Consider the following 25,169-nt stretch of genomic DNA (forward strand, 5'->3'; position numbering starts at 1 on the left):
TTTTAGAATTTCTAAACGCATAAACCGGGTAAACAAAAAACCAGATCACTACTAATATGCAATCATTCTTAAATCAATTAGTTTATTTTGGGTATTTTCAAAGTTTGTTTTTACTGTTTATTTATGTTTTTTCTCCTAAAAAAAGAAAAAGTATCAATAGATATATTGCTTTTTTAGTACTTGTTTTAGCAATAGGATTAAGCGGTCGTATATTATACATCTCTGGCTTCTTTGGGGATAATTACCGATGGGTTATTTTTTCTGAATTCGCAACACTATTATTTGGTGCTACGATCTACCTATTTACCCGATCCAGTTTATTGAACAAGCAATTCTCGTATAAGGAATTATTACATTACGTGCCTGCTTTGGTGTATAATACATTTGTAACTGCCGCTTTTATCCTCCCATCTGACGAAGTATTACAAGAAAGACTCGAAAGCGGAGAACAATTTAGATTTACCTTGTTTTTTATTGCTATTGGATTACTATTTAATATCACATATTGGGTCTTAAGTTTTAGGATCTTTTTAAAATTTAGAAAAGACATCCAGAACGAATTAAGTTATACTGTAAAATCTCAGTTTTTCATGAATTTTCTGATAGCAGTAGGGATCTGTATGCTTTGCTGGTTTAGTATGTTTATCTACTGGCTCTTGGGATACCAGTTCTTAGATAAATCTGCTTGGCAAATAATATGGATTAGCATAGCTCTTATTATTCTGTTTATTACATTTTACAATATAAAAGAACCACAATTATTCAGAGTTACTCAGCTAGTAACCCAAAAAAAATATGCGCAATCCAAGTTATCAAACCAACAATTAGATAGTTTAAAATCCCGATTGGAGCATTTAATGGAAGAAAGAAAACCTTATTTAAACAGAAAACTTCTAAAATCCGAACTGGCAGAAATGTTAGGCGTCAGTAATCCCGAAATTGCACGTTTGCTGAATGAGCGGATAGGAATGAATTTCTTTGAGTATGTAAACTATTACAGAATCAAAGAATTCATCGCCTTGGCTAAAACAGATCAAGCTAAAAACATGACCTTTTTTGGACTTGCACAAGAAGCAGGTTTCAACTCTAAAACTACCTTTAACAAGTCGTTTAAAGATTTAATGGGAACTACTCCAAAAGAGTACTTTGCTAATCTTTAATCATATCAAAATTTTAATAAATTATGTTCAAAATATTTTTTATCAGTATTATTACCATAGCTACAGTTAATGCGCAACTTACCGTTCCTGCACTAAGCCCATCTTCAAAAACAATACAAACTGTAGGATTGACCGAAATCAAAATTGAATATTCCAGACCTAGTAAAAGAGAAAGAACAATTTTCGGAGAAAATGGCATCATTCCTTATAACGAATTATGGAGAACTGGTGCTAACGCTGCAACAAAAATCACTTTTAATGACGATATTACCATTTTTGAAACACCTGTAAAAAAAGGTTCTTATGCGATTCTTACTAAACCAGGAAAAAACACTTGGGAAGTATATTTTTATACCTATAACTCCGGCAATTGGAATACCTATGTAGACCAAACGCCTATTGCCACTTTTACTGCTAAAAATATTCAATTAAATGAAGTTTTTGAAACTTTTATGATCTATATGGATCAAATTACGTTAGATAGCTCACAATTAATTTTTGTTTGGGATCAGACCAAAATAGCTTTACCACTAAAATTTGATACACATAAAAAAACAATGACTAGTATCGAAAAAACCATTTCTGGACCAACTGATTTTGAATATTTCCAGGTAGCGTTGTATTTACACGAAGCGCAAACAGATTTGGATAGAGCATTGGAATACATTCAAAAAGTTACCAAAAACAAAAATGCATTGTTTTTTCAGGTATATAGAGAGTCATTAATCTTAGCCGATCTAGACAAAAAAACAGAAGCAATAGTAGTCGCTAAAAGATCTTTAGAACTATCCAAAAAAGCAAAAAACAAAGACTTTATCAGATTAAACGAGAAAAACATCAAAAAATGGTCTAGATAGTATCATTATATAGATTCAAGATATTAGATTTGAAAAAACAATGTCTTGAATCTACACTTAAAAAACATTAAATATCATAAATGATAGAAATAGAACGCAAATTCCTTGTTACATCAGAGATCTATAAACAAGAAGCTAAAAAAAGCACTCTTATTGTACAAGGGTTTCTGAATACTGATCCTGAGAGAACGGTTAGAGTTCGAATTAAAGGAACACTTGCTTTTATCACTATAAAAGGTATTGGTAATGCATCTGGTACTACACGTTTTGAATGGGAAAAAGAAATCCCTGTTAATGAGGCGGAAGAACTTATAAAAATTTGCGAAAAAGGAGTCATCAAAAAAATGAGATATGAGATCCCATCTGGGAATCATATTATCGAAGTAGATGAGTTTTTTGATGAAAACAATGGATTAACTATTGCAGAAATCGAATTAAACAATGAAAACGAAACTTTTATAAAACCTAAATGGTTAGGAAAAGAAGTTACAGGAGATACGAGGTATTATAATTCTCAATTAAGTAGGAATCCCTTTAAAATCTGGAATTAAAATCATTAAAAAATAATTTCTTAAGGTGATACAGATAAACTCACAATTAAATGTTATTTTTTGTTAGATCATAAATCTTAATAAAAAATCAATTCTTCAAAAATTTGTTCCACATTTTTAGAAAAGTAAAAATTCCCCAAAAAAACTTCTTTAAAAACAAGAAATCAATAAAAAAAAGTCTTAGAAAATAGCAGTACTTGAATTAACATATTCTTTGCACTTTTTAGGTGTTAAGTAAGATAAAATTTCCCGTCAAATACATCTTATTAACCTAAAAATATATTTCATGTTACACAAATCAACAATGCATTACATTGTGGGCTTTATGCTATTTTGCCCACTTTTTACTGCGATCGCCCAGTTCCCAATCAATGGTTTTTACTCAGAAAAAAAAACATTGACTGTTGCTCCAACTTATTCATACAAAAGTTTTGATCAGTTTTATCGAGGTTCTGAATTATCAGAAGGAAATCCTGCCGGACTAGGAGATATTTCTTCTTATATATTTTCCTTATATGCCTCTTACACTATTAATGATTGGTTATCCACGGTAGTAACATTACCTTACATCTCTACAAAAAGTCAAGATGGTGTTCTTGATCCAGTACAACAAACAGATCAGGTGGATGGCATTCAAGATTTAGGAGTTTTTGCAAAAGCAAAAATTTTCGAAAAGCCTTTAAATAGTAATTCTAAAGTTACACTTGGTGGAGCAGCAGGAATTACATTTCCAGTAAGTGATTATGAAGGAGCAGGCGTACTTTCTTTAGGAAATGAAGCAACCACTATCAATGGTGCAATAATCCTAAACTATATAAGTCCGCTTAACATTTTTACCGAAGTTCAAGTAGGATACAGTAATCGAGATAGTAAAGATTTTGATATCCCTAATGCTGTATTATACGGATTTAAATTAGGATATTACAACCCATTTTTTTATATCCATACTAACTTAGAAATACAGAACTCTATGTCTGGATTGGATATTGGAACATCAGAATTTGCAGAAGCAGGAGGTCCTAACATACTTCCAGAAACTGAAGTAGATTTCACCAATCTTTCTTTTAATCTTTATATTCCTATATACAAGAACAAGCTAGGCGTTTCAACTGGCTATACTAGCACTTTAGATGGTCGTAATTTCAGCAAAGAATCTGCATTAAGTTTTGGCTTAGTGTATTCTTCATTATAATTATTCTATTCCTAGATTAAAAAAGTAGCTATAGAATTGTAATTACTCTATGGCTACTTTTATGATATTATTCTTTGATTTCTATCTTTCTTCTTCGGATGTTCCAAATTCCAGTCTTAAGGCTAGAACTAGTTCGATTAGTTTTTTCAAAATAGGTTCGCTTTTGTCCTTTTTTGAACTAATCCTATTAACTGCTGTGTTATATTGCTACAGAAACAAGAAATTCCTCTAATGCACAATATTTCGTAGCTTCGTTAATATGAATCTAATACCCAAACACGTCCTTAGTGAGCTGTAAAAGGGTTTTACATTGATGCAATACTCTTTTATTATAGGGTTACACATACTAATCCTGGTCAAAAACCTATTTTTTAATGACATCTAAATCAACATTACTTCTGTTTTTATTTTGTAGTACTTTTTATATGTATTCTCAACAAATCCCTATTAACAAAGTAATTACAAATGAAACGTTATATGACTACTTAAGAGAAGATGTCAAAAAAGAATTAGACCCTACCAAGAAAATATCGCAAAAACGTCTTGCCGAGTATCTTCGTAATCAATTTTCTAAACGTTATTTCTATGATTGGAAAACATTTAATAATCGATTTGATGAGTATAACACTATATACCCTCAAAGAAAACAATACCACCGGATAAGAGCAAACGATCATATTTCTAAATTTTCTGATGCTACTCAGTGGAAACTTCCTTTTAATTATCTTAACGGAAAACCTGTTAATGCGTATGCATTAAGACATTTAGCGCGACAACACAAGATGGTTGATATTGGTTTTCTGTATCATTATTCGAACCAAGATACTACGTTACTTCGTTATTTTACGAACCAAATGCAATCGCTCAATCATGCTCTTGAGCAAGAGAAATATGAAAAAATAGTCGATGGAAATGGTGTATATGAAGCCTTTCGTTCTGGATACAGAGTACTAAATTGGTTTCGCATTCATGCCATATTTTTATCTCAAGAACAGTATTCTGACGCTGATCAACTTAGAACCATCGCAACATTGTTACAACATGGTGCTCATTTATTCGAAAAAAATGCTGCTTTTAAATCGGGTAATCATCAAACCAGAGGATTATCTGCATTGGCTATCATTTCTATTCTTCTTCGTGATTTTGTAGATACTGATCAATGGTATACTCATTCCATGACCTTATTAAAAGAGCACTTAGACAAAGAAATTAATGAAGATGGTTTTCAGTTTGAGCGGTCTGTACACTACCATATGAGCGATATTAATAATTATTATTATGTATATCAGTTAGCAAAAATTAGTGATATCAAAATTGATCAACTCTGGATTAATCGTCTAAAATCACTTTTTATAACACTTACCAAAATTGCCTATCCCGATACCTCTGCACCTGTTTTGCAGGATGATACAGACATCCCTTGGGCAGAAAAAAATGATATCTCCGCTACATTAACTTTAGGATATTTACTTTTTAAAGATCCTCTTATAGGATATTTTGCCAAAAACACAGTGGATGCTACCACATATTGGTTCTTAAATCAACAGCAACTAAACTTATTGAAAAATATACAAAGACAAGCTCCTAAATTCACATCATTGACATTTCCTGAAACGGGATATTATATCATGAGAGAAGGTTGGGATCATCAAGATAATATGATGATAATTTCTTCTGGATTAGATGATAAAAAACCTGATCATCAGCATGGCGATATGTTGGGTATACAGGCAATGGCTAACGGTCACGTAATTTTACCAAATTATCAAGTACGTTATTCTCTTAAAGACCTCGAATTGTTTAAAAATTCTATGGTTAAAAATGTAGCATTAGTCGATGATGAATTGCAAGGCAAAGAATATACATCTAACAAAGGAGGTAGTGGTTTCGGAAAATTTAAACTATTACCAAAACCCAAAACAATCTCATGGCAAAGCACAGATGAGTTGGATGTATTTACAGGCAGCCATAATGGTTTTGAAAATATAGGTGTTCGTTACAGCCGACAAATTGTATATATAAAAAATGATTTTTGGATTATTAAAGACAATTTTAATTCGAAAAAATCCCATTCATACAAACAAGTATGGCAAGGGCATTATTCTAAAGAAAACACTCCTAACCTATTACGATCTTCTTTTGATGATGGCAGTGGTTGTGATATTTTTCAGCTTCGTGAAGTAGATACTGTTATTTCTTCTGGAGCTCGTGGAAAACAATGGTCTGTGGTTTCAAAAAACGACCATAACACTTTTAGTTTTATCACTCTAGTATATCCTTTTTCTCGATATTCTGATCGCATTGATGAAAGTTTAACTACTCCAAAAATTAAAGATTGGATTTTAAATACATCTCCTTGGAACGCTAAAGGTCAAAATGTAATTTCTTTATCCAATGGAGGTTCCTCTTTATTTTTTGATGCAGAACAACTTTCTCTACAAAACATTGAAATTACATTTTCTGAAGTCATCGATGTTTTTGTCAAAAAAACCTCCGAAGAGTTAATCATACAATCAATTGATGATCAGGAAATACAAATCAATATATCCGGAGTAAAAAAGCAACTGCTAAACGGAGAAACTACAAAAGGAAAAGTCACGTTAAAACCGGGAGATATACTTAAATGTACTTTATTATAGATCTAGATCGTTTTATTAATATGTTTAAGAAATAAGCAGCATCTAACACTTCAAAAAATCAATTGTTGATTTGCTTTTATTCTTTGATTTCTATCTTTCTTCTTAGTTCATTTCCTTTTTCATCAAGGACGGTAATAAGATGTTCTCCAGGCATTGGTCTAACAGCCATTTCGTGAAACTGTCTGGTGACTCCTACAAATTGATTATCTATATACCAAAACACTCTCACTTCTGGTTGTGTATGTGCTATTTTAAGAACTACTTCATTTGTTTTACCATCAAATCCTTTGGGTAAATAGACGCTACTATTCCCTTTGGGGAAAATAAAATCCATACTTCCTAGCAATTCCTTTGTACAATCTGATCGATAGGAAGGCAACGATCGATAATCAGCATTTTTATTTTTAAAATAATATTCCTGTAAAGGAGGCAATACAAACCAAGGTTCATGAATCATAGTATCTACTGATTCGCAAGAAGAATTCACTCTATATTGTTTTGTGGGATCTAAATGTACTAATTGATGATACGGACAAGGTTTTGATTTAGTTCCAGCAGCAGCAATATACATTTCCTTACTCGGGCATTCTTTTCCTGCTAAAAATCCACTTTGGTTACAAACATTTACCTGCACCAAATCATCATATGGCGCGGGAAACCATTTAGAATTAGGCAATAAATTAATTACATCGAATAAAACAGGTGCCGCCGAGTTTAATCCCGTAAGTTCTGGTCTACCTTCTCCATCTGCATTACCAATCCAGACGCCTACTACATAATCTTTACTGGCACCAATCGCCCACGCATCTCGATTACCAAAACTAGTTCCTGTTTTCCATGCAATTTCCCTTGACGAATCGTAAAACTCCCATGCTTCATCACCTTCAGGACGATTCACTTTTTTCATAGCTTCAAAAGTCAACCAAATACTTCCTGCACCAAATATTGGTTTTTGTATTACTTTTTTACCAAAATCAACCTTTTTATCAGCAAGAATTATAGGTTCTGCAAATTCATTTGCAAAGTATTCACTAGAGGTATTTTCATAATGATTTAATGTACCTGCAAATCCAGCATAGGTCTTACATAAATCCCAAAGATTTCCTTCAGCACCACCAACAATTAGTGATAAGCCATAATGATCAGCACTGTATGAAAGGTCATTAATTCTAAAAGCGTGTAACTCATCCCGAAATCGCTGTAATCCATATTGTTGTAACAATCTAACTGCGGGTATATTTAATGAACGGGCCAAAGCTCTGTTTGCTGGAACAGCCCCGCTAAAGGTTTCATCATAGTTCATCGGAGCATATCCGGCTATAACGGTAGGTACATCGGATACCAGTTGTTCTGGTAATAATTCTCCCTTATCCATCATAGCGGCATATAATAAAGGTTTCAATGTACTTCCTGTACTTCTACCAGCTTGAATAATATCTACATCTTTTTGATGCGTCTTATCTGTAGGTGTATTACCTACATAACTTAAAACTTCTCTAGTTTCTATATCTAATACCAAAACCGCCATATTATATACTTCATTTTGGCGTAAAATGTTATAGTGTCTTTTTACTTGTTGATTTACCTGCTGTTGTAATGATACATCAATTGTAGTTTGTAATCGCTTTCCTTTATTTTTTCTAGCTAGTCGATTTAGTAAGTGAGGTGTAGTTTGCGGAAGACTATATGGTTTTTTTGGTAATGATTCACTTATAGATAAATCATAGGTTATAGAGTCAATTGTTTTCTGTTCTAGTAAGATTCTTAGCAATCGGTTTCTTTTTTCTAATAGTTTTTGTTGATTTTTCCCGGGATAAATTAGTGAAGGAGCATTGGGTAAAACGGCAAGTGTAGCACTTTCTGACCATGATAGTTGATATGCCGGAAGGCCAAAGTATCTCCAAGAAGCCATGTCAATACCCACAACATTACCTCCAAAAGGAGCGTGAGAAGCATAAAGCTTTAAAATTTCCTCTTTAGAAGTTCCAAATTCAAGTCTTGTGGATAGAATTAGTTCAATTAATTTTTCAAAATAAGTTCGCTTTTGTCCTTTTCGTGCCAGTCGTATTACTTGTTGTGTTATCGTACTTCCTCCGCGCACCACTTTGCCTGCCCTTATATTTTCGCTTACAGCCTCTATCATAGAAACCGGATTGAATCCAACATGTCTATAAAATTGTTGATCCTCGAATGCGAGTATACAATGTTTAAACTTTTCCGGAACACTATCTGTTTCCGGAAACCTCCACTGCCCGTCTACAGCTATTTCAGCACCTAGTAATTCACCGGTTCTTGTTTCGATTACTGTGGCAGTAGGATCATTAAATAATGGTTTTGGTAAAGAGAAATAATACCAAATAATCAATATCGTAATAACGACGAACTTTTTAGGGTGTTTTTTTATATAATTCTTAAAAGTATTCAATACTATTACTTACAATTAATATATGTTAGACAATGGTACTAAAATTTATGTAAATGTCTTTAGGTTTTTGATAAAACACTGCCGAAAACAAACAAAAACCGAAATTCTCCATACAAAAACCATGCTCATTTCCAGTGATTTAAAAGTTGTAAATCTCCCCGTTTTATTCAATAAAAACAACTTACAATCGTTAGTTTTCTTCTAATTTATAACAGAAAAACCCTATAATTTCATTAAATTATATCACTCTTAAAAACAATTTAGTTGTAAAAGTCTGCTCAAATCTAACTTAAAATACTGTGGCTTATGTAATATAAAATGCGATATAAAACTTTTTAGTTTACTATATCTATTTTTACCAAAAATTGTTTTGCATTGAAAAGAAATACTGTTTACATATTTATTTTTATTCTTTCATTAACTTCCTTTTCTCAAGAAAAGCCGTCTTTTGAGAGAATTGACAGTTTAGAAGTCCTATTAAGAACTTCAGAAAAACTCCGAAGGGATAATGATATGTATCAATCATTAGAATATGCCTTCAAGGCTGTTAACTATGCCAGAGAACTCAATAATGACCATTATTTATCTCATGGATATTTGTTAATGGGTACTGTTCAATATGAAATCATTGACTACGAAAATGCTACAAAAAACCTTTTAAAATCTTTAGAACATACAGAAAAAACAAAAGATAAAATATTGCTTCCGTATATCTTGCATAGTCTCGCTAATATATATTATGACGGTAATAATGATTATGAAAGTGCTTTAAAATATTATCAAAGAGCTGTAAAACTAGGAAAGAATAGTCCGCATATTCAACAATATCAAATCCCATTGCATAATATGATTTGGACCTATATGGATCTGGATAGGTTTGATGAAGCTTCGGTCTACCTTAGAGAAGCAGATAGCATCGACAGTACGATACCTGATAGTGTACAAATAGACAGAAGCAGTCTCTATCTTTTAAGAGCCAGAGATTATGCTCATAAAAGAGAAATTGAAAAAGCTGAAGAAAACTTTGAAAAATCATTCGAATATCTGAAAGATGAAACATATTGGCCCAAAGGGAAAAGTTATTTTTATCAATATAGATCAAAAATGTACGAAGATATCGGTAACTATCCCAAGGCTATTGCTGATCTAAAAGAACTAAATAAAAACGACCGTAAAGTTTTTGAAAATGCCCGATCCAAAAGTGATGAGACAACAAAAATAAGATTTAAGGTTGATCAATATGAACAGGAATTAGCGGTCGCAAAAAGAGAGAAAGCATTATTATTAGATATCGACAAGAATAACAAAACCATCATTTTCATTTCTACTGTAGCATTATTATTACTGGCAGGAGTGGTTTTCTTTTATTACAGAGGATATCGGTCAAAGAAAAAAATCAGTGAAATTCTCGAGATAAAAAATACTGAACTCCAAGAAGCTAAGTCACAAGCCGAACAATTAAGTAAGATCAAGTCTCAGTTTATTTCTACCATCAGCCATGAGCTTAGAACTCCTTTATATGGAGTGGTCGGAATTTCTTCCATTTTATTAGAAAATGACTCGAAGACAGAAAAAGATAAAAAATTGCTTAATTCACTAAAATTTTCTGCCGATTATTTATTGGATTTAGTAAATAAAGTTCTAAAAGTAAGCAAAATAGACTCCGAAGAAAAAGAGCTTATCAAAACTCCTACCGATCTATTTTCGTTATCTCAAAACATTTTACAATCTTTTGAGTATCAAGCTCAAAAAAAGGATAACAAATTAATTTTGGAACATAATCATAGTATCCCTAAGCTAGTCAATGTAGATGCCTTAAGGATATCCGAAGTTTTGATAAATTTAATTGGGAATGCTATTAAATTCACCGATAAAGGAAAAATATGGCTTCGAATTAAACCTTTATCCGCAGATACCAAAATTATTAAAATTCGCTACGAGGTAGAAGATACAGGCATGGGAGTACCAGAAAATCAGAAGGAATACATCTTTGAAGAATTTTCTCAAATCGGTAGTGTATATGATAATAAGCAAGGTACCGGTTTAGGATTATCCATTGTTAAAAATTTAGTTCAGGTAATGGGTAGTCAGATTCATTTCGAAAGCAAAAAAGATGTAGGATCCATGTTTTATTTTGATTTAGATGTGGAAATCGAAGATTGCCTAAATGATATAGTAAATGATTCGCAAAATTTAGAAAATACAGATTGTATCTCAGCAAAAATTCTGGTTGCAGAAGATAATAAGGTAAATCAATTGGTCACTAAAAATCTACTAAAAAATATTGGTTGCGAATGTACTATGGTCGAAAATGGATTTGAAGCTGTACAGGTTTTGAAGAACCAGACTTTTGATTTAGTGCTGATGGATATTAATATGCCTGTTCTGGACGGTATGCAGGCGACATTAAAAATTCGAAAATTTGATACAACTACACCTATTATTGCTTTAACCGCTTCAGAATTAAGTGAAGTTGGTGAAGAATGCAAAAAGGCCGGTATGAATGATCTTATCAATAAACCACTAAACAAAAACCATCTTAGAGACGCAATTTATAGAAATTTGATAGTTAACAGTTCTGAAACGAATACCTAACCAATCCAAGTTTGCTATATTAAACCCTAATTATTAATCTCGAAAATAAAGTGCCCAACACCTTGTTCATATCGATCTTATTTTGTGATACAGGGAATTTTACGTTACTTTCTGGGCAAATACTAAAAATTAACTGTAGAATTAAACGTTTATTATGCGTTTATAATTGGACATATAATCGATATATGTGTAATATTACGCATATATAACATGTTAGCATATATTATAAAAAATGAACCCATTTCTCATCTTTATCTTTATCCTTTGTGGAACTTTAGCTGTTTTTTGTCTATACTTTATGTTTAAGCCCAAGACCAAAGAAGAAAAAGAGTACGAAAGAAAACTAAAAGAAAGTTTAGAGGATGAATTTATTATTGATCCTGAAACAGGAGCTAAATTGACCTTGGAGCAGGCTGAATCAGGGCATTGGATTGAACATAACAATGAACTCTTAACAGTTCCTGAAGAGCAAATTGAAAAATTATATACAGAAGAGCAAAAAGAAGTAGAAAGAGCTATTAATTATTTAAAAAGTGAGCCTAATTATGTAAAGGAGAATTTCACAGAACAAGATATTGATCTGCTAGAAAACACAAAAATTTTGAGTAAATATGATAATTGGACGTATTCCGACGTATTTAAAATAGAATATTGCGATGGTTATGTATTCTTACCATATGTAAAAATAATTGGTAATCAACATTCCTATTTTGAAGATGATTATCAAGAATCCCAAGTTATGTTTTGGATCAAATTAGATAATGATTTTGGTCATTATTATTTGAGAGAAAAATCTTCCGCTGAAAAGATTTTAGACCTAATAAAAAATGATGATGATTTAAAACTTAAAGGTTATGAATCTTTTACGTTTAAAAAATCCCCTGACATTCTTAATCTTTTAAGGGTATTGAAATCTTTTGAAGGACAAGAAAAATTAGAAATTGAGTTTTATAAAAATAACGTCTTCATAAAAAATGAAAAGTTTATAAACTATAAAGATATTAATAGAATAGAAAAAATAATTAAAAACATATGCTAACAATTTGTGTATTTCATTTGCTCCCTTCGGTAAGCAAACGCAACATACATTAAACGTTACCAAACATTATAAAATCTTAAACAGTGAGAAATAACAACTTTACAATTGCAATACTTGTCTTCTCAATATTTTTAAATGCGTGCTATACCAAAAAACAGAATTCAAAAGACAGTGATTCACCAACTGTTGATACTATTAAGTATAAGGTAGAAGATTTTGTTGCAAAGATCAAAAAGCACTATCAAAAAACACTGTCAATTAAGGCTTTCTCACTGAACCATCACTACTTAAACAAACAATACAGGGACCATGATTATTGGGACTATCAAACACCCAATAGAATCATGTCACAAAGAGTGGTTGAGGTTGATCTGGTAAAAAAGCATTTTTACGATAATGATATATATTACACTTCAGGTGGTCTGCTACTCGATAGGGCTCATTTCCAGAATGATAAGGAAAGCTTTGCTTATGAAAGGAATGGTAGCTATTGGGGCAAGCGTATTCTCAATCAAGGCATGGGTAACTTTTATAGAATGAGCTATATTTTGATGGATGTCGACTTTCTGGCGGTAAGACCTCTTCTTGCGGAAACTAATATTGAAGGAAATATTACTCTTCAACAGGACATAAAGTCGGGGACAACAACCCTGACACATACAACCTCTGATGATAATATTATCAATTATGAATTTAGTAATAATCCATTGCAACTGGTGTCAGTCAACAACAAATCGAATAGTGCTATCTTTGTCTATGATGATTATCAAACTACAAGAGGTATAACCTTTGCTCGAACCGTAAACCAATATTATGATGGAGCCACAGAACCAAACTACATAATCTACAATGATCAATTTGAGATCATTGAGAAAGTGGATCCTGCCAAACTTCGAGTTCCAGAAGGGTACGGCCCTGAAATCCCCAAAAGCGATGGAGTTCTAGTATCAAAAGAAATTGCAAAAGATCTTTATCTTATAACTGACTCTTCAGCAGCATACAATGCTTTATTTAAAGTCAATGGCGATGAAATTATAGTATTTGGAGCAAGTGGTAAGGTTAAGTTTGCAGAGAAAACGATAGAGCTTATTCTTGACCAGTTTCCAAAAAAGAAAATTACCTCAGTTTATGTTACACATCCCCACGGGCATCAAATTGCTGGTCTCAAAGTCTTTGTTGATCAGGATATCGAGATACTTGCTGATGAATATAGTATAGCTGCTATTAAAGCCTATTCACCCTTTGCTGACGATATCACTAGATTCAAATTTCGCACTATTGAACATGAGCAGATCATCAATGGCACACATTTTTTTGTATTGGAAAATATGCACTCAAAAAGACAGGGTTTTGTATATTTCAAAGACAGCGGGATTATTTTTCAAGCACATTTTCTTCACATTCCCCTGGATAATACTATAGCTAAAGTCATTCCAAGTTACACTAGAACCTTTATTGACTTTGTTCGAAATAAGCAGCTTAAGGTCAAACGAATTGTAGGTAACTATAGAAACAATAATATCTCTGTTGAAGTCATGAATAAAACCTATGATGCTATTATGTGATTATGGTTAATATACGTTTGGTGACAATGTATAAGAATAATAGCCGATGTATCTGTAAATTCAGAGATTGTTGCTAGTTCAACTTTAGCCTAAATTGAAAGTAAATGCTCTGAAATCGGTTACTATTCTTATATGAACGTTAGGCAAAATTCAAAGCATTTTCTAAAAAAATAAACTACCCTCTTTCTTACCTAATCTGTATAATAAAATTATGCTTTATTTAACTTAACTTATAGAGTTTGTTAAGAATCTAAAAAGTTAATTGATTTAAGTTCGTCTTAAATCAACAACTTCGTTTATGAAAAAAATATATTTATTAATCTTACTACTTTTTTCAATATTAACCAATGCTCAAAATATAATTATAGAAGGGGTAATAAAAGATTCGAAAGAAAAAGAAATATTGCCTTATGCTAGTATTTATTTACAAAAAAGTTCTTTAGGAACAATAAGTAATAACAAAGGGCAGTTCAAAATTATAATCCCTAAAGAAAAAAGTAACGATAGTTTAGTTATTTCTTTTATTGGATATTACACTCAAAAATTTCAACTTTCAAATATAAAAAACCCTCTACAAATATTTCTTGAAGAAAATACTGCAACTTTAGATGAAGTAATAATTAATCGGTATACAGCACAATCAATTATTAAAAAAGCAATAGAAAGAATACCAAGTAATTATTATTCTAAACCCTATAAATCTGAAGGATTTTATAGGATTACATCTCAAAAAGATAATAGTTATATACATCTATCTGAAGCTGTTTTTGATATTTATCAATCTAAAATAAATAACCCAAAACAGCAATTTAAGTTGAAAAAAATGCGCACTATAAAAGATGAAAAAGCATCCAAAGGAATCGACTTAGGATTAGAACCAAAAAGTATCTATGAGTTTGATATTGTAAATAACATTAATGATATAAAACTATTAAATAAAAAGGGATTAAAACGACATACATTTAAAATTGAAGGATCAAAATTAATTAATGGCAAAGAAGCTTACAAAATTACATTCGACCAAAAAGATATTAAAAAATCTGGTTATAAAGGATATATGTTTATTGATAAAGAAACATTTGCTTTTATAGGTTTTAATTTTGGGTTAAGTCCTAAAGGCTTAAAGTACCATAAATACGGTGATCCCGCTCTGAGAGCGTTGATGAAAATTTTTGGAATAGATATTTCCATGAATAAAAATAATTTTCAAATTCGATACAAAAAATTTGTCGATAAATACTACCTGAACAATGTTGCCAATGATGCAACACTGAATTTTAAAAGCAATAGGCAACATTTCAATTTTGAATCGGATATACGAGTAGACTATTTAATAACTAACATTGAAAAAGATACTGTTTTTCCTTTTGCAAAGGATGAAACTTTGGGAAAAAGGAAGTTAATTGAGGAGCAAAATTCTATTTATGACGCAAATTTTTGGAAAGATTATACCATCGTTCTACCAACAAATGATTTTAATGAAATTGCAAGGAAATTAGAAGCAAACAATAAAGCAAATGATTTTAAGAATGAAATTGAGGATAAACTGTATAAACTACCAAAAGATAAAGTAGCAAGAATAGACTCTCTTCTAAGTTTTTATAACCAAAAAGAATTGTTTACTGGTAATGCATTGGTTTCTTATGAAGGAAATACCATCTTTCAAAAAAGTTATAACAACAGTAGTACGCATAATGCATCAAATTCGCAGTTCAGAATTGGTTCACTTAGTAAAACATTTACTGCCATGGTAATTGCTCAATTAGAAAATGAAAATAAACTAAATTATGGGGACACAATTGATAAATACCTACCCAACTTCTCAAATGGAAAAATAACAATTAGTCAGTTATTAAGTCATCAATCTGGAATTTCAAATTTTTTAGCGAACAAAGGTTACTTATCTAAAATATTAAGTAACAGCTATTCTATTGAAGAAGTTGTAAATCAATTTTGTAGTGATGCATTAGAATTTGAGCCTGGAAGTAAATTCGAATATTCAAATTCAAATTTTGTTGTTTTAAGTTTAATTGCTGAAAAAATCACAGCGCTAAATTTTAAAGAAATACTACAACAGAACATATTTCGGCCTTTAAAAATGGATTCAACCTATTTTGGAGAACCTACTAACAGTACAAATCTTGTACCTGCATTTATGTATGGAGCTCTTGAGCCAAAATACAATGCTCAAAATGTTGGTGGTGCTGGTGGAATAACATCTACTACTTCCGACTTATTAAAATGGAGTAATGCTATTGAAAATAATATATTAATTCCTCAAGCAAAAATGGAAGAACTACTTAAGTCACACTCAGAATATACAGATTGGGATGCGTATTATGGATATGGCTGGATGATTGACAGATATATGTTCTCAACATCAAAAAAGCACAACACATTTTACCATCCTGGAACTGATTTTGGTTTTTATTCAATGTTTTTAAAACAACCAGACAATGGAATTACAATAATATTATTGAATAATACAGGTGAATTTCCAAGATTTGAGATAAGCGAATTAATATTAAATGAATTGAATTGAACATATAACTTTGCCTAACACCGTGTATAATTAATTGCTAGGTCACTGCCGACTTACGAAAATTCCGCTGGAATTTTCTATCTGTGATTTGTTTGCTAAATTAGTTGCTTAAACACGCAACTAACCATACACAAAACCGTTAGCAACAATTAAAATAATGAAAAGAATACTACTTATTAGTTTTGTCTTTTTACTTAGTTGTAAAACTGAACAGAAAAATGATTTTCAAAAATATTTAGAATCGCTGGATAAAATCGAATTGCCTTTTCAATACAATTCTACGAATGGATTTTTGGTGGAATCAAAATCAAAAAAATTCAATCAAGATTTATATAAAAAATACAAACAGATTTGGGCAGAAAAACCAGTAGGAATATTATATAATGATGGTAAAAACATAATAATTCCAGAAATAGTAGTTGGCGATTATGCACTCACTCCATATCTAATGGTTTATAATAACATTGGAGAAAAGCTTGATTCTCTATATGTTTTTAAAAAGAGTGGTATGGATATGTTATATGAAGCATTTGAATACGCAACTGTTAATAACAAAATGGAAGTCACGGTTGTGGATTCAGTTTATACTTGGAAAGAAAGTGAGGACAAGAACGATAGAGATCCTTTGACAAAAACTCTTTCAACTGGAAAAACTATGTATAAATTGAATTCCAACGGAAAATTTGAAAATAAAAAATAGGTGCTAACGTCAAATACATGAATAAGAGTAATTTAGCACTAAATCAAAAGGTCATTTCCTGTTTGCAAGGGCGCTAAATTTTTATAAATTAATCAAAAAATAAAAATGAGCAGATAGATTGATTGGTTTTGGCATATTTGCCTTGCTCCGATTCATATATTTAGCGCTATCTGCTATAAACTTAAATTTAACATTATGAAAGAAAAAAAGGATGGAAAACAATTTGATGTAAATCAATTTATTCAAGACCCTATGGCTTTTTTTAATAATGAAGAAAGACTGGAGGGGTTAAGATTAAATATAGAAAAAAGAAAGGAAAAACTTAATTCTGAAGTGACGCAAAAAGTATTAGAAATTTATAATGACATTACTTCTTCTGTAGGCGATCTTGATTCTGAGTGTCCTAGTGATATTGATGTTAAAACAGGGTTTGCAATGGATCTATATTATTGTTTTCCTGATTTTGAAGACGAATTGAGGGAAATACTACACGATAACACGCCATATCTTTGGGAAATAATTGAAGTGATTAGTGGAAAAGAATTATCTTCTTGATAGAAAAAACAACCGATAACAAAACCTAAACAGCATTAAAACTCAGTTTAGCTAAACGTTGTAGCCAATAAAAAAAACCGCACGTAAAAAACGAACGGTTAAACGTTATGAATTTAAATTAAGAAAGATGTTTATTTCTTATCAGGCATTGACCAAGTGTGGCATAGTATTTTCCATTCTTCATCAACTAAAAGCCAAGTGATTGAATACTTTCCAGTTCCAAGAATTTTATCTGATTTAAATTCAACGTCTTTGAAAATACCGGATTCGAAAGCTAAATTTTCATTAATTAATAAATTATCTGGCTCGAAATATACATCTACTTTTCCTAAGCCACCTTTCATAAATTCAAGGATATTTTGATTGCCTTGAACGGTTTTCTTATTTGGTGGGAATATCAATGCATTTTCGGTATAAATGCTTTTGAAAGCGACTGAATCAGCTGAATGCCAAGCATCAGTCCATTTTTGCATAGTTGGTTGTTGTGCCATAATTAAATTTCCGATTAAAACTAATAGAGTTACAAATACTGTTTTCATTTAAACTTTGCGTTGAAAATAAGTGAAGCCCGCATCTGTTCCACCGCCTGACATTGCAATAGCTATATTCAAATGTGCTATGGCTTCTAAATGTCTTGCGTTCTTAATTCCACCAACTATTAACCCACTAAAACCAATTTCATCAGCTAGTCCTTTGATAACTGTACTGGCTTCTATGTCATCAGAGGCAATAAACGCTGATATTTTTTGGTCATTAAACAACTGCTTTTCGGGTTTCATTACGTCTGCAAAAATGGTATTAAACGCTTTTACTACTTTACTTTCAGGCAATAATCTAGAAGTTTGTTCACCACCACTATCTTCACCTAAAAAAACGGGAGACCAATCATCTATGTTTATCGCATTGGTTATATCAACTACAATTTTCCCTTCTAATCGTTCTTTGTTGTCAACTAAAACTTGGTTCATTGCTGAGTAAGGAATAGCAAAACAAACTATCTCACCTAAATTACAAGCTTCTGAAATCGAAACTTGATTGTCTTTAGGATTTGGAGTGCTGTATTTTACACTATGTCCTGCACTTACCATTAAATCCCCTAAACGTGATGCCACATTTCCTGCACCGATAAAACTAATATTCATTTGTCACTATTTTTTTGTTGAGTTGCAAATTTGTACGTTTGCAGTACAACTACCAAACAGTATGCAACTAACAAAAACGTTAGTATGAGAAAGCGAACATCAACAAACTTTGAGAATGAAAAATTTTTGGAATACGACTGCCCATTCATAACCACGCTAAGATTTATAGGCAAAAGGTGGAAACCTGCGGTGTTATGGAAAATTTATGAAGGAATTGTTAGATTCAACAAATTAAAGCAGGTGTTGCCAAATATTAGTGACAAAATGCTTTCAAATACAATATCGGAATTGGAATCAGATGGAATCATTCAAAAAGAAATTTTCGATGAAGTTCCCTTACGCGTTGAATACAAGATAACTGAATTTGGAATGGGAATTTTACCTATACTGAAAGAAATGAACAAATGGGGTTTAGAAACAATCGATGGAATTAAAAAATAACTGGCTACAACACGGTGTATAAGTAATAGCGGTTTAAGTGATAAAACGAGAGTATAAACATAAAATAAAGGTCTGTGCTAAACTGAAAAGTTTGTGAGTAGAAATCCGCTACTACTCATACACGAGACCGTTAGCAATAATCAATACAATGCATAGAGTTATAATTTTAGTTTTATTATTAGTTTCTTTTTCTAAATCTTTTGGGCAAAGTAAAATTGAAATATTTTGGCAAGATTTTAAATCTAATGAAGTTGAGATAAGTAAACTTAAAGGAGAAGATCAGTTAGGTAGACTTAACAAAATGATCAAAAAGATTTCGCCCAATCTTTCGATTGAATTTTTAGATGAACTACAAAACCAAAATAACCTTATAATTACCGCCGATGGTAATAAAAAACTTTATCCTCTAATTGATGCGATTATTAACACTCAAATAAAAAGTGAAATTTTCAACTTTATCGCTTTACGTCAAGCAATACCAGATTTTAAAGGTTTTAAACTTAATGGAAAAGAATTATCAATAGAAAAAATGACTTTTATACCTCAACAAATGGAGAATGGGTTGTTTATAATATTTATTTTCGACAATGAATCTGAAAGTATTGATAGAGAGTTTTTAGAAAATTATGGTATGAACACTATTGATTATTTAATTGGAGAGAGAGAGTTTTCTGAAGAAATTAACGATTTCGAATTTATCTTTACAAAGGATTTAGAGACAATAAATTTATCTGGTTTAGCATCATTTCCTTTAATCCAATTAAACAATTATTTGACAAAAATAAAAGAAACAAAAATTAAAAGTAACTTGGAGTCATTAATTTTATCAGGTAAATGGTATATAGAGTCTGTAAAGCTAGGATCTAAAGAAAGAACTACTAATAAAAATGAAAACTGGATGTTATTTTTTTTACCCTAATGGAAAAAGTGAAATTTTAACTGATGGAAAAAAATCATTTGAAAAATGGTCATTAAACAATGATATTTTAAGCATAACGATAGATTCAAAACAACACGAATTTAACACAGATCTAATAAATAATAATACAATTATTCTGTCTAGCTTTATGGATAAAAACACTTTACGCATTAAGTTGAAAAATTACAAATAAAAAACATATGGCGGTTCGTGATTGTTCCAAAGATTGGGGTAATCTGGTTTGTTGTCAAATATAAATTTGATGTTTTCAATATTGAAGATAAACACGAAACATAGCTGACCTAAATGGTAGCTATTTTTTTTATAATCAGCATTATGTCCAACTTAAGGCGTCCTGACAATTATAGTTTTTCTAATTTAGCAAAGCCTACTGTCTTTCTATAGTTATCGGGAGAAACACCTACTTTTTTTTTGAAAAACCTACTAAAATAAAATTCATCATCATAACCAAGATTAGCTGCAATTTGCTTTAAAGGTTTTGAAGTTAAATATAGCTCACGTTTAGCCTCTACGATAATTCTATTGGAAATTAATGAACTAGGTGTCTGCTGCAAATATTTTTTCACAATTCCAGCCAATGTTTTTGTGCTAACACACAAAACTTCCGCATAATCTTTTGGAGAATGCAATTCGCAGTAATTATTCTCAATAGAATCTACCAAACTTTGTAATATTTCAGATTGACCATCAGAAAATTTTGGCACTATATCTTTATCGAATTGTTTTTTTTGTCTAACTGCTTCTATTAAAAACACCTTTAAAAAAGCCACTAAAACTTCATGTTGAGCAATAGAATCTTTATTCATCTCTTTAGAAATTTGATCTATGAGATTAAAAAACAAGGCTTCTTCAGAAATTTTAAAATGAGGTAATCCATGAAAATTGTTAAAAAGAATGCCCTCTGTTTCAATTTCATTTTGATGTCTATATGTACAGAAAAAATCTGGATGAAAGTTTAACAACCATCCTGAACAAAATTCTTCAGAAGAAATCATAAAAGGTTGATAAGGCGACAAACAAATCATCTGGTTGCCTTGCAATTCATAATTAGAAAGATCTACGCTTAACTTATAATGGTTTCCTTTTAGTAAAATAATAGAATAATAATTTTTTCTCTGTAAATGGTCAAATTGATTAAGGTCTTCAAACCTTTCTAGTCTAAAGGCTAGTTCGCCATTTTGTTTATCAATAATAATTTGAGCCATAAGAACCTTTTTTATAATATTACTTATTAAAAAGAAAGGAGTGTTTGCTACACTCCTTTCTAAATATAACAATTATTTTGAAGCTATTATGTCTATTTTCTGAATTACGGATGCTTCAAAACCATCTAAAAGAACGGGGGCATTTTCTATAAGTGCTGCAGCAACTTTCCCTGTTAAATGTGCATCTCTACCAGAATCATCTGCAAAAGTATCAAAGATTGCATATGTAGTAGTATCTATTTTTATAGCATACCAAGACAAAGTCTCTATCTCATTATCAACTAATTTTTTGCCAACATTAAGGAAATTTTCAACATCTGTAGTCTTTGCATCTTTAGATTTCATGATAACAAGTAGACCTTTGTTTTGTAATCCAATCTTATGATTAGATGCTAGTACATCTATTGCCTGAATATCCGTGCTTGGATTAAAATTCTCTAATAAATCACCCGCATTCGCTAACAATGCCTTCGCAACTTCGCCTTTTAAATGTGCTTCTCTTCCTTCTTCTACTTCAAAAGCATCATAGATTCCAAAGGTATTGTTATCTACCTGGAAGGCAAACCACGATACTGTTTGCGGTTCTTGATTTACTAACGCTAATCCAGCAAGCAAGAAATTTTTGACATCTTGTTCTTTTCCTAATTTTGCTTTCATAATTACTAATAATCCGATAGTTTCTTTTTTTGCGTTTTGCATAATTTTTGTGTTTTTAGATTTTGAAAATGTTTGAATTGTAAGTCCTAGTGTTACAACTAAGAGTATTAATTTTAATGGAATTCTAGTTTTCATCCTTGTTATGTTTTTGTTACAGTGCAAATTTGAGGTGAAACAAAGAACTATGGAATGGATGTTTATTACTAAAGCATGGACAATATTCTAAAAAAACAATACTATTGAATACAGTATGTACATAACAACACGTATAATTAATTTGCTTTGGCAAGTACTTTATTTGGAAAATCTCGAAGGAATTTCATATGGCTTGTGAATGTTTACTAAATTAGTTGATTCAAGCATGTAACTAACCATAATAAACAGTTGTAACAAGCTGAAAAAAAAGAAAATGAGAAAAATAATAACAGTTTTAATTCTGATATTAATCCCTATAATTGGATTTTGTCAAAACCAAAATGAAAATATTCTTTACATAGTTGACTCAATCCCAGTAATTGAAGAACCAAAAGAAGAGTTTGGAACGTTGACAGAAAAAGAAATTGACAGAGTAGAAGTCTTAAAAAACAAAGGGGCAATTGAAAAAACTGGGCACAAAAATTTAGACAAAATCATCTATGTTTTTACAAAAGAATATGCAAACAGACCTGATAGTATAAGAGCAATTCCAACAACAAAATTAATGACTAAAAAAAATGGGGCCTGGTACCTGAAAAAAAATAGTCAACCATATTCTGGACCTTTTATTGACTATTACCTAAATGGCAATAAACAAGGAGAAGGAATTCTATTTAATGGTAAGCTAAAAGGCAAACGTCTGATGTATCATTTAAACGGAAACGTATCTGACGAAATTGAATACGAAAACGGAATCTCAAATGGACTTGAACAAAGATTTTATCAAGATGGAACTTTAATGCAAAAAGGGAATTTTAAGAATGGAAAAGAAACTGGAATCTGGGAAATGTATCATCCAAATGGACAATTAAAACAGCGGACTTCATTCAACGAAAACGGAAAAATGGATGGCGTATCGATTTCGTATTACTCAACAGGAAAAGAAAAAGGGAAAAACATTTATACAAACGGTATTTATCAAAAAGACAAGGTAAACGATAAGATATTTAAACTTTACAATCAAGCTCAATCTTACTATAAACAAGGGGATTTTAAATCCGCAATTAGAAAATATACAAAGTGTTTAGAATTAAATGAAAATTGGGCTGACGGTTATTTTGCAAGAGCTACAGCCAAACTAAACAATCTTGAATTTGAAAAGGCAATAAAGGATTTTGACAAAACTCTTGAGCTTGAACCATTTTTTACAAACGCCTATTCTAATCGTGCTTTTGCATTAATTAGAAAATATGAATTTGTCAATAATCGAACTTTATCTAAATCAAAAGGCATCCAAATAATTGCTTCAAAAGAAATCGAAATACCAGAATCGAAATTGATTAAAATATGTGCAGATTTGAAAAAAGCCGTTTCACTTGGAGATGATAATTGGATGGTTTTAGAAGCATTAGAAAAACATTGCAAAAAATAAAACCAGTATACAACACTATTATAGCAAATATTATGATGAAATTTAGATTACAAATATTTTTTCTATTTAGCATAGCCGTATCAAACGTTTTTTCTCAAGATGTTAATTGGTTAGAATACTACTCAATTGAAGAAGCTCTTAAAGAACCAAATAAAGTTGGTTATTTAGTTTTACGAGGAAAGGGATTAGAAAAATTCCCTTCAGAAATTTTAAAGTTCAAGTATCTTCGAAAAATAGACCTCCAAGACAACAAAATAAAAGAAATACCTAAAGAAATAGGGCAATTAGTTTATTTAGAAGAATTGGTTCTTCAAGATAACCAGATAGATTCTTTACCTGAAACGATTGGGGACTTATCGAAATTAAAAGAACTGTATCTAAGAGATAATAATCTTAATTATTTACCCGATTCTTTTGGAAATTTAACGAGTCTGACACATTTATTCGCTTCTAATAATAAATTAAAAGAGCTTCCTAATTCATTTGCCAAACTAAACTCATTGACCGATTTGGACATAAACGGAAATAATTTTTTGGAATTCCCTAAATCAATATCTCTAATTCCTAGTTTAGAGTATATTAATCTAGCTAGAAACGATATTAATGAATTAAACTCATTAGATAAACTTAGTAAATTACGTGAACTTCGGGTATCAAAACTTAATACATTTCCTATTTCAATTTTAAGCTTAAATAGTATTAAATATCTTTTCTTTTATGATTGTAACTTTGGAGAGATTCCCAAAGACATTTCAAATTTAAATAGCTTGATAAAATTAACTTTTGAGAATTGTAATCTAAAAAAATTACCTGAAGGATTTGAAAAATTAAACCAAATTAAACGACTTGATCTGCGAAATAATCAAATTAAAACTTTTTTACCTCATTTTAATAATTGTTCAAAATTTAAAGAAATTATATTAGAGAGAAATAGTATTTCTGAAGATGAAAAAGAAAAACTTAAGAAAATGTGTCCTGACATAAAATTTAGGATTTAAAACAAACTTTGCAATGAAAAATAGAATATGCTATTGTTTGATGTTATTTTCTCTAATACTATTTTCTTGTTCTCAGAATGTAAACGAGCAAGTTACCAAGTCTTGGAAAGTAGTTAAAATGGAAAAAATAGTAAAGGTTATGTCTAATAGCTATACGCCAATTAATATAGATATTAATAAAAATATGTCATATCATTTTTTATCTAATGAAAGAGTTGAGTTAACAACTCAATCGGGAACTAAACTTAAAGGATTATGGTCAAAAAAAGATAGCATAATTAATATAAATATAAAGGGTGAAGTTAAAAAATTTAGAATACTTAAATTAACAGACAAAAAACTAATAATGATGTCTGATAAATTCAAATTTTATTTGGAGAGTAAATAAAATAGTCTGAA

At 30.8% G+C, this 25,169-nt stretch carries 21 protein-coding genes; 16 read left to right on the forward strand and 5 right to left on the reverse strand.

Going from position 1 to position 25,169, the window contains the following annotated elements:
* The first annotated feature begins 56 nt into the window (after nt 1-56).
* The 5 genes from Q0829_RS09880 to Q0829_RS09900 all read left to right on the forward strand — a co-directional run bounded on the left by Q0829_RS09880 (nt 57) and on the right by Q0829_RS09900 (nt 6,399).
* Nucleotides 57-1,160, forward strand: coding sequence for a helix-turn-helix domain-containing protein (locus Q0829_RS09880; RefSeq protein WP_298542006.1), 1,104 nt, complete (start codon nt 57-59; stop codon nt 1,158-1,160).
* A 23-nt stretch (nt 1,161-1,183) separates the two neighbouring features.
* Nucleotides 1,184-2,017 (forward strand): DUF2911 domain-containing protein, encoded by an 834-nt coding sequence (locus Q0829_RS09885; protein WP_298542007.1) that lies wholly within the window; start codon nt 1,184-1,186, stop codon nt 2,015-2,017.
* Between the two features lie 80 nt (nt 2,018-2,097).
* Nucleotides 2,098-2,568 carry a CYTH domain-containing protein gene (locus Q0829_RS09890; RefSeq protein ID WP_298542008.1) on the forward strand — a complete coding sequence of 157 codons (471 nt, stop codon included), beginning with the start codon at nt 2,098-2,100 and terminating at the stop codon, nt 2,566-2,568.
* 286 nt (nt 2,569-2,854) lie between these two features.
* On the forward strand, nt 2,855-3,760 hold the full coding sequence (locus Q0829_RS09895; RefSeq protein WP_298542009.1) for a hypothetical protein: 906 nt from the start codon (nt 2,855-2,857) through the stop codon (nt 3,758-3,760).
* 374 nt (nt 3,761-4,134) lie between these two features.
* The gene (locus Q0829_RS09900; protein ID WP_298542010.1) at nt 4,135-6,399 is read left to right on the forward strand and encodes a heparinase II/III family protein; all 2,265 of its coding nucleotides are present in this window, start codon (nt 4,135-4,137) and stop codon (nt 6,397-6,399) included.
* 76 nt (nt 6,400-6,475) lie between these two features.
* On the opposite strand, the gene pbpC is transcribed toward Q0829_RS09900, so the two are convergent.
* Nucleotides 6,476-8,824 (reverse strand): penicillin-binding protein 1C, encoded by a 2,349-nt coding sequence (gene pbpC / locus Q0829_RS09905; protein ID WP_298542011.1) that lies wholly within the window; start codon nt 8,822-8,824, stop codon nt 6,476-6,478.
* Nucleotides 8,825-9,199: 375 nt separating this feature from the next.
* Between pbpC and Q0829_RS09910 the strand changes: the two genes are divergently transcribed.
* The 6 genes from Q0829_RS09910 (at nt 9,200) to Q0829_RS09935 (ending at nt 17,820) form a co-directional block, all read left to right on the forward strand.
* A complete protein-coding gene (locus Q0829_RS09910) occupies nt 9,200-11,419 on the forward strand; it encodes a response regulator (protein WP_298542012.1) in 2,220 nt (739 codons plus the stop codon).
* Between the two features lie 298 nt (nt 11,420-11,717).
* The gene (locus Q0829_RS09915; RefSeq protein ID WP_298542013.1) at nt 11,718-12,458 is read left to right on the forward strand and encodes a hypothetical protein; all 741 of its coding nucleotides are present in this window, start codon (nt 11,718-11,720) and stop codon (nt 12,456-12,458) included.
* An 83-nt stretch (nt 12,459-12,541) separates the two neighbouring features.
* The gene (locus Q0829_RS09920) at nt 12,542-14,023 is read left to right on the forward strand and encodes a hypothetical protein (protein WP_298542014.1); all 1,482 of its coding nucleotides are present in this window, start codon (nt 12,542-12,544) and stop codon (nt 14,021-14,023) included.
* 298 nt (nt 14,024-14,321) lie between these two features.
* Nucleotides 14,322-16,565 carry a serine hydrolase gene (locus Q0829_RS09925; RefSeq protein ID WP_298542015.1) on the forward strand — a complete coding sequence of 748 codons (2,244 nt, stop codon included), beginning with the start codon at nt 14,322-14,324 and terminating at the stop codon, nt 16,563-16,565.
* A 157-nt stretch (nt 16,566-16,722) separates the two neighbouring features.
* Nucleotides 16,723-17,265 carry a hypothetical protein gene (locus tag Q0829_RS09930; RefSeq protein WP_298542016.1) on the forward strand — a complete coding sequence of 181 codons (543 nt, stop codon included), beginning with the start codon at nt 16,723-16,725 and terminating at the stop codon, nt 17,263-17,265.
* 195 nt (nt 17,266-17,460) lie between these two features.
* The gene (locus Q0829_RS09935) at nt 17,461-17,820 is read left to right on the forward strand and encodes a hypothetical protein (protein WP_298542017.1); all 360 of its coding nucleotides are present in this window, start codon (nt 17,461-17,463) and stop codon (nt 17,818-17,820) included.
* Nucleotides 17,821-17,951: 131 nt separating this feature from the next.
* Here Q0829_RS09935 and Q0829_RS09940 read toward each other — a convergent pair whose 3' ends face one another.
* Together Q0829_RS09940 and Q0829_RS09945 are read right to left on the reverse strand one after the other, a co-directional pair.
* Nucleotides 17,952-18,359 (reverse strand): nuclear transport factor 2 family protein, encoded by a 408-nt coding sequence (locus tag Q0829_RS09940; protein ID WP_298542018.1) that lies wholly within the window; start codon nt 18,357-18,359, stop codon nt 17,952-17,954.
* Nucleotides 18,360-18,962: an NAD(P)-binding domain-containing protein gene (locus tag Q0829_RS09945; protein WP_298542019.1), complete on the reverse strand. Its 603-nt coding sequence runs from the start codon at nt 18,960-18,962 to the stop codon at nt 18,360-18,362.
* A gap of 84 nt (nt 18,963-19,046) precedes the next feature.
* Between Q0829_RS09945 and Q0829_RS09950 the strand changes: the two genes are divergently transcribed.
* Both Q0829_RS09950 and Q0829_RS09955 read left to right on the forward strand, forming a co-directional pair.
* A complete protein-coding gene (locus Q0829_RS09950) occupies nt 19,047-19,403 on the forward strand; it encodes a helix-turn-helix domain-containing protein (protein ID WP_298542020.1) in 357 nt (118 codons plus the stop codon).
* A 148-nt stretch (nt 19,404-19,551) separates the two neighbouring features.
* Nucleotides 19,552-20,322, forward strand: coding sequence for a hypothetical protein (locus tag Q0829_RS09955; RefSeq protein ID WP_298542021.1), 771 nt, complete (start codon nt 19,552-19,554; stop codon nt 20,320-20,322).
* Between the two features lie 362 nt (nt 20,323-20,684).
* Here Q0829_RS09955 and Q0829_RS09960 read toward each other — a convergent pair whose 3' ends face one another.
* Entirely contained in the window at nt 20,685-21,548 is an 864-nt protein-coding gene (locus tag Q0829_RS09960; protein ID WP_298542022.1) for a helix-turn-helix domain-containing protein, read from the reverse strand.
* A gap of 72 nt (nt 21,549-21,620) precedes the next feature.
* Nucleotides 21,621-22,340, reverse strand: a complete 720-nt coding sequence (locus Q0829_RS09965) for a hypothetical protein (protein ID WP_298542023.1) — start codon at nt 22,338-22,340, stop codon at nt 21,621-21,623.
* A gap of 274 nt (nt 22,341-22,614) precedes the next feature.
* Here Q0829_RS09965 and Q0829_RS09970 point away from each other — a divergent pair, with 274 nt between their 5' ends.
* From Q0829_RS09970 to Q0829_RS09980, 3 genes are read left to right on the forward strand one after another with little or no spacing between them, the layout of a single operon-like run.
* On the forward strand, nt 22,615-23,772 hold the full coding sequence (locus tag Q0829_RS09970) for a tetratricopeptide repeat protein (protein ID WP_298542024.1): 1,158 nt from the start codon (nt 22,615-22,617) through the stop codon (nt 23,770-23,772).
* Entirely contained in the window at nt 23,760-24,770 is a 1,011-nt protein-coding gene (locus Q0829_RS09975) for a leucine-rich repeat domain-containing protein (protein ID WP_298542025.1), read from the forward strand. Before Q0829_RS09970 ends, Q0829_RS09975 begins: the two co-directional genes overlap by 13 nt.
* Nucleotides 24,771-24,783: 13 nt before the next feature.
* On the forward strand, nt 24,784-25,158 hold the full coding sequence (locus Q0829_RS09980) for a hypothetical protein (protein ID WP_298542026.1): 375 nt from the start codon (nt 24,784-24,786) through the stop codon (nt 25,156-25,158).
* The last annotated feature ends 11 nt before the right edge of the window (nt 25,159-25,169 follow it).

The sequence above is a fragment of the uncultured Aquimarina sp. genome (assembly GCF_947492405.1).
In the GTDB taxonomy this organism is placed as follows: domain Bacteria; phylum Bacteroidota; class Bacteroidia; order Flavobacteriales; family Flavobacteriaceae; genus Aquimarina.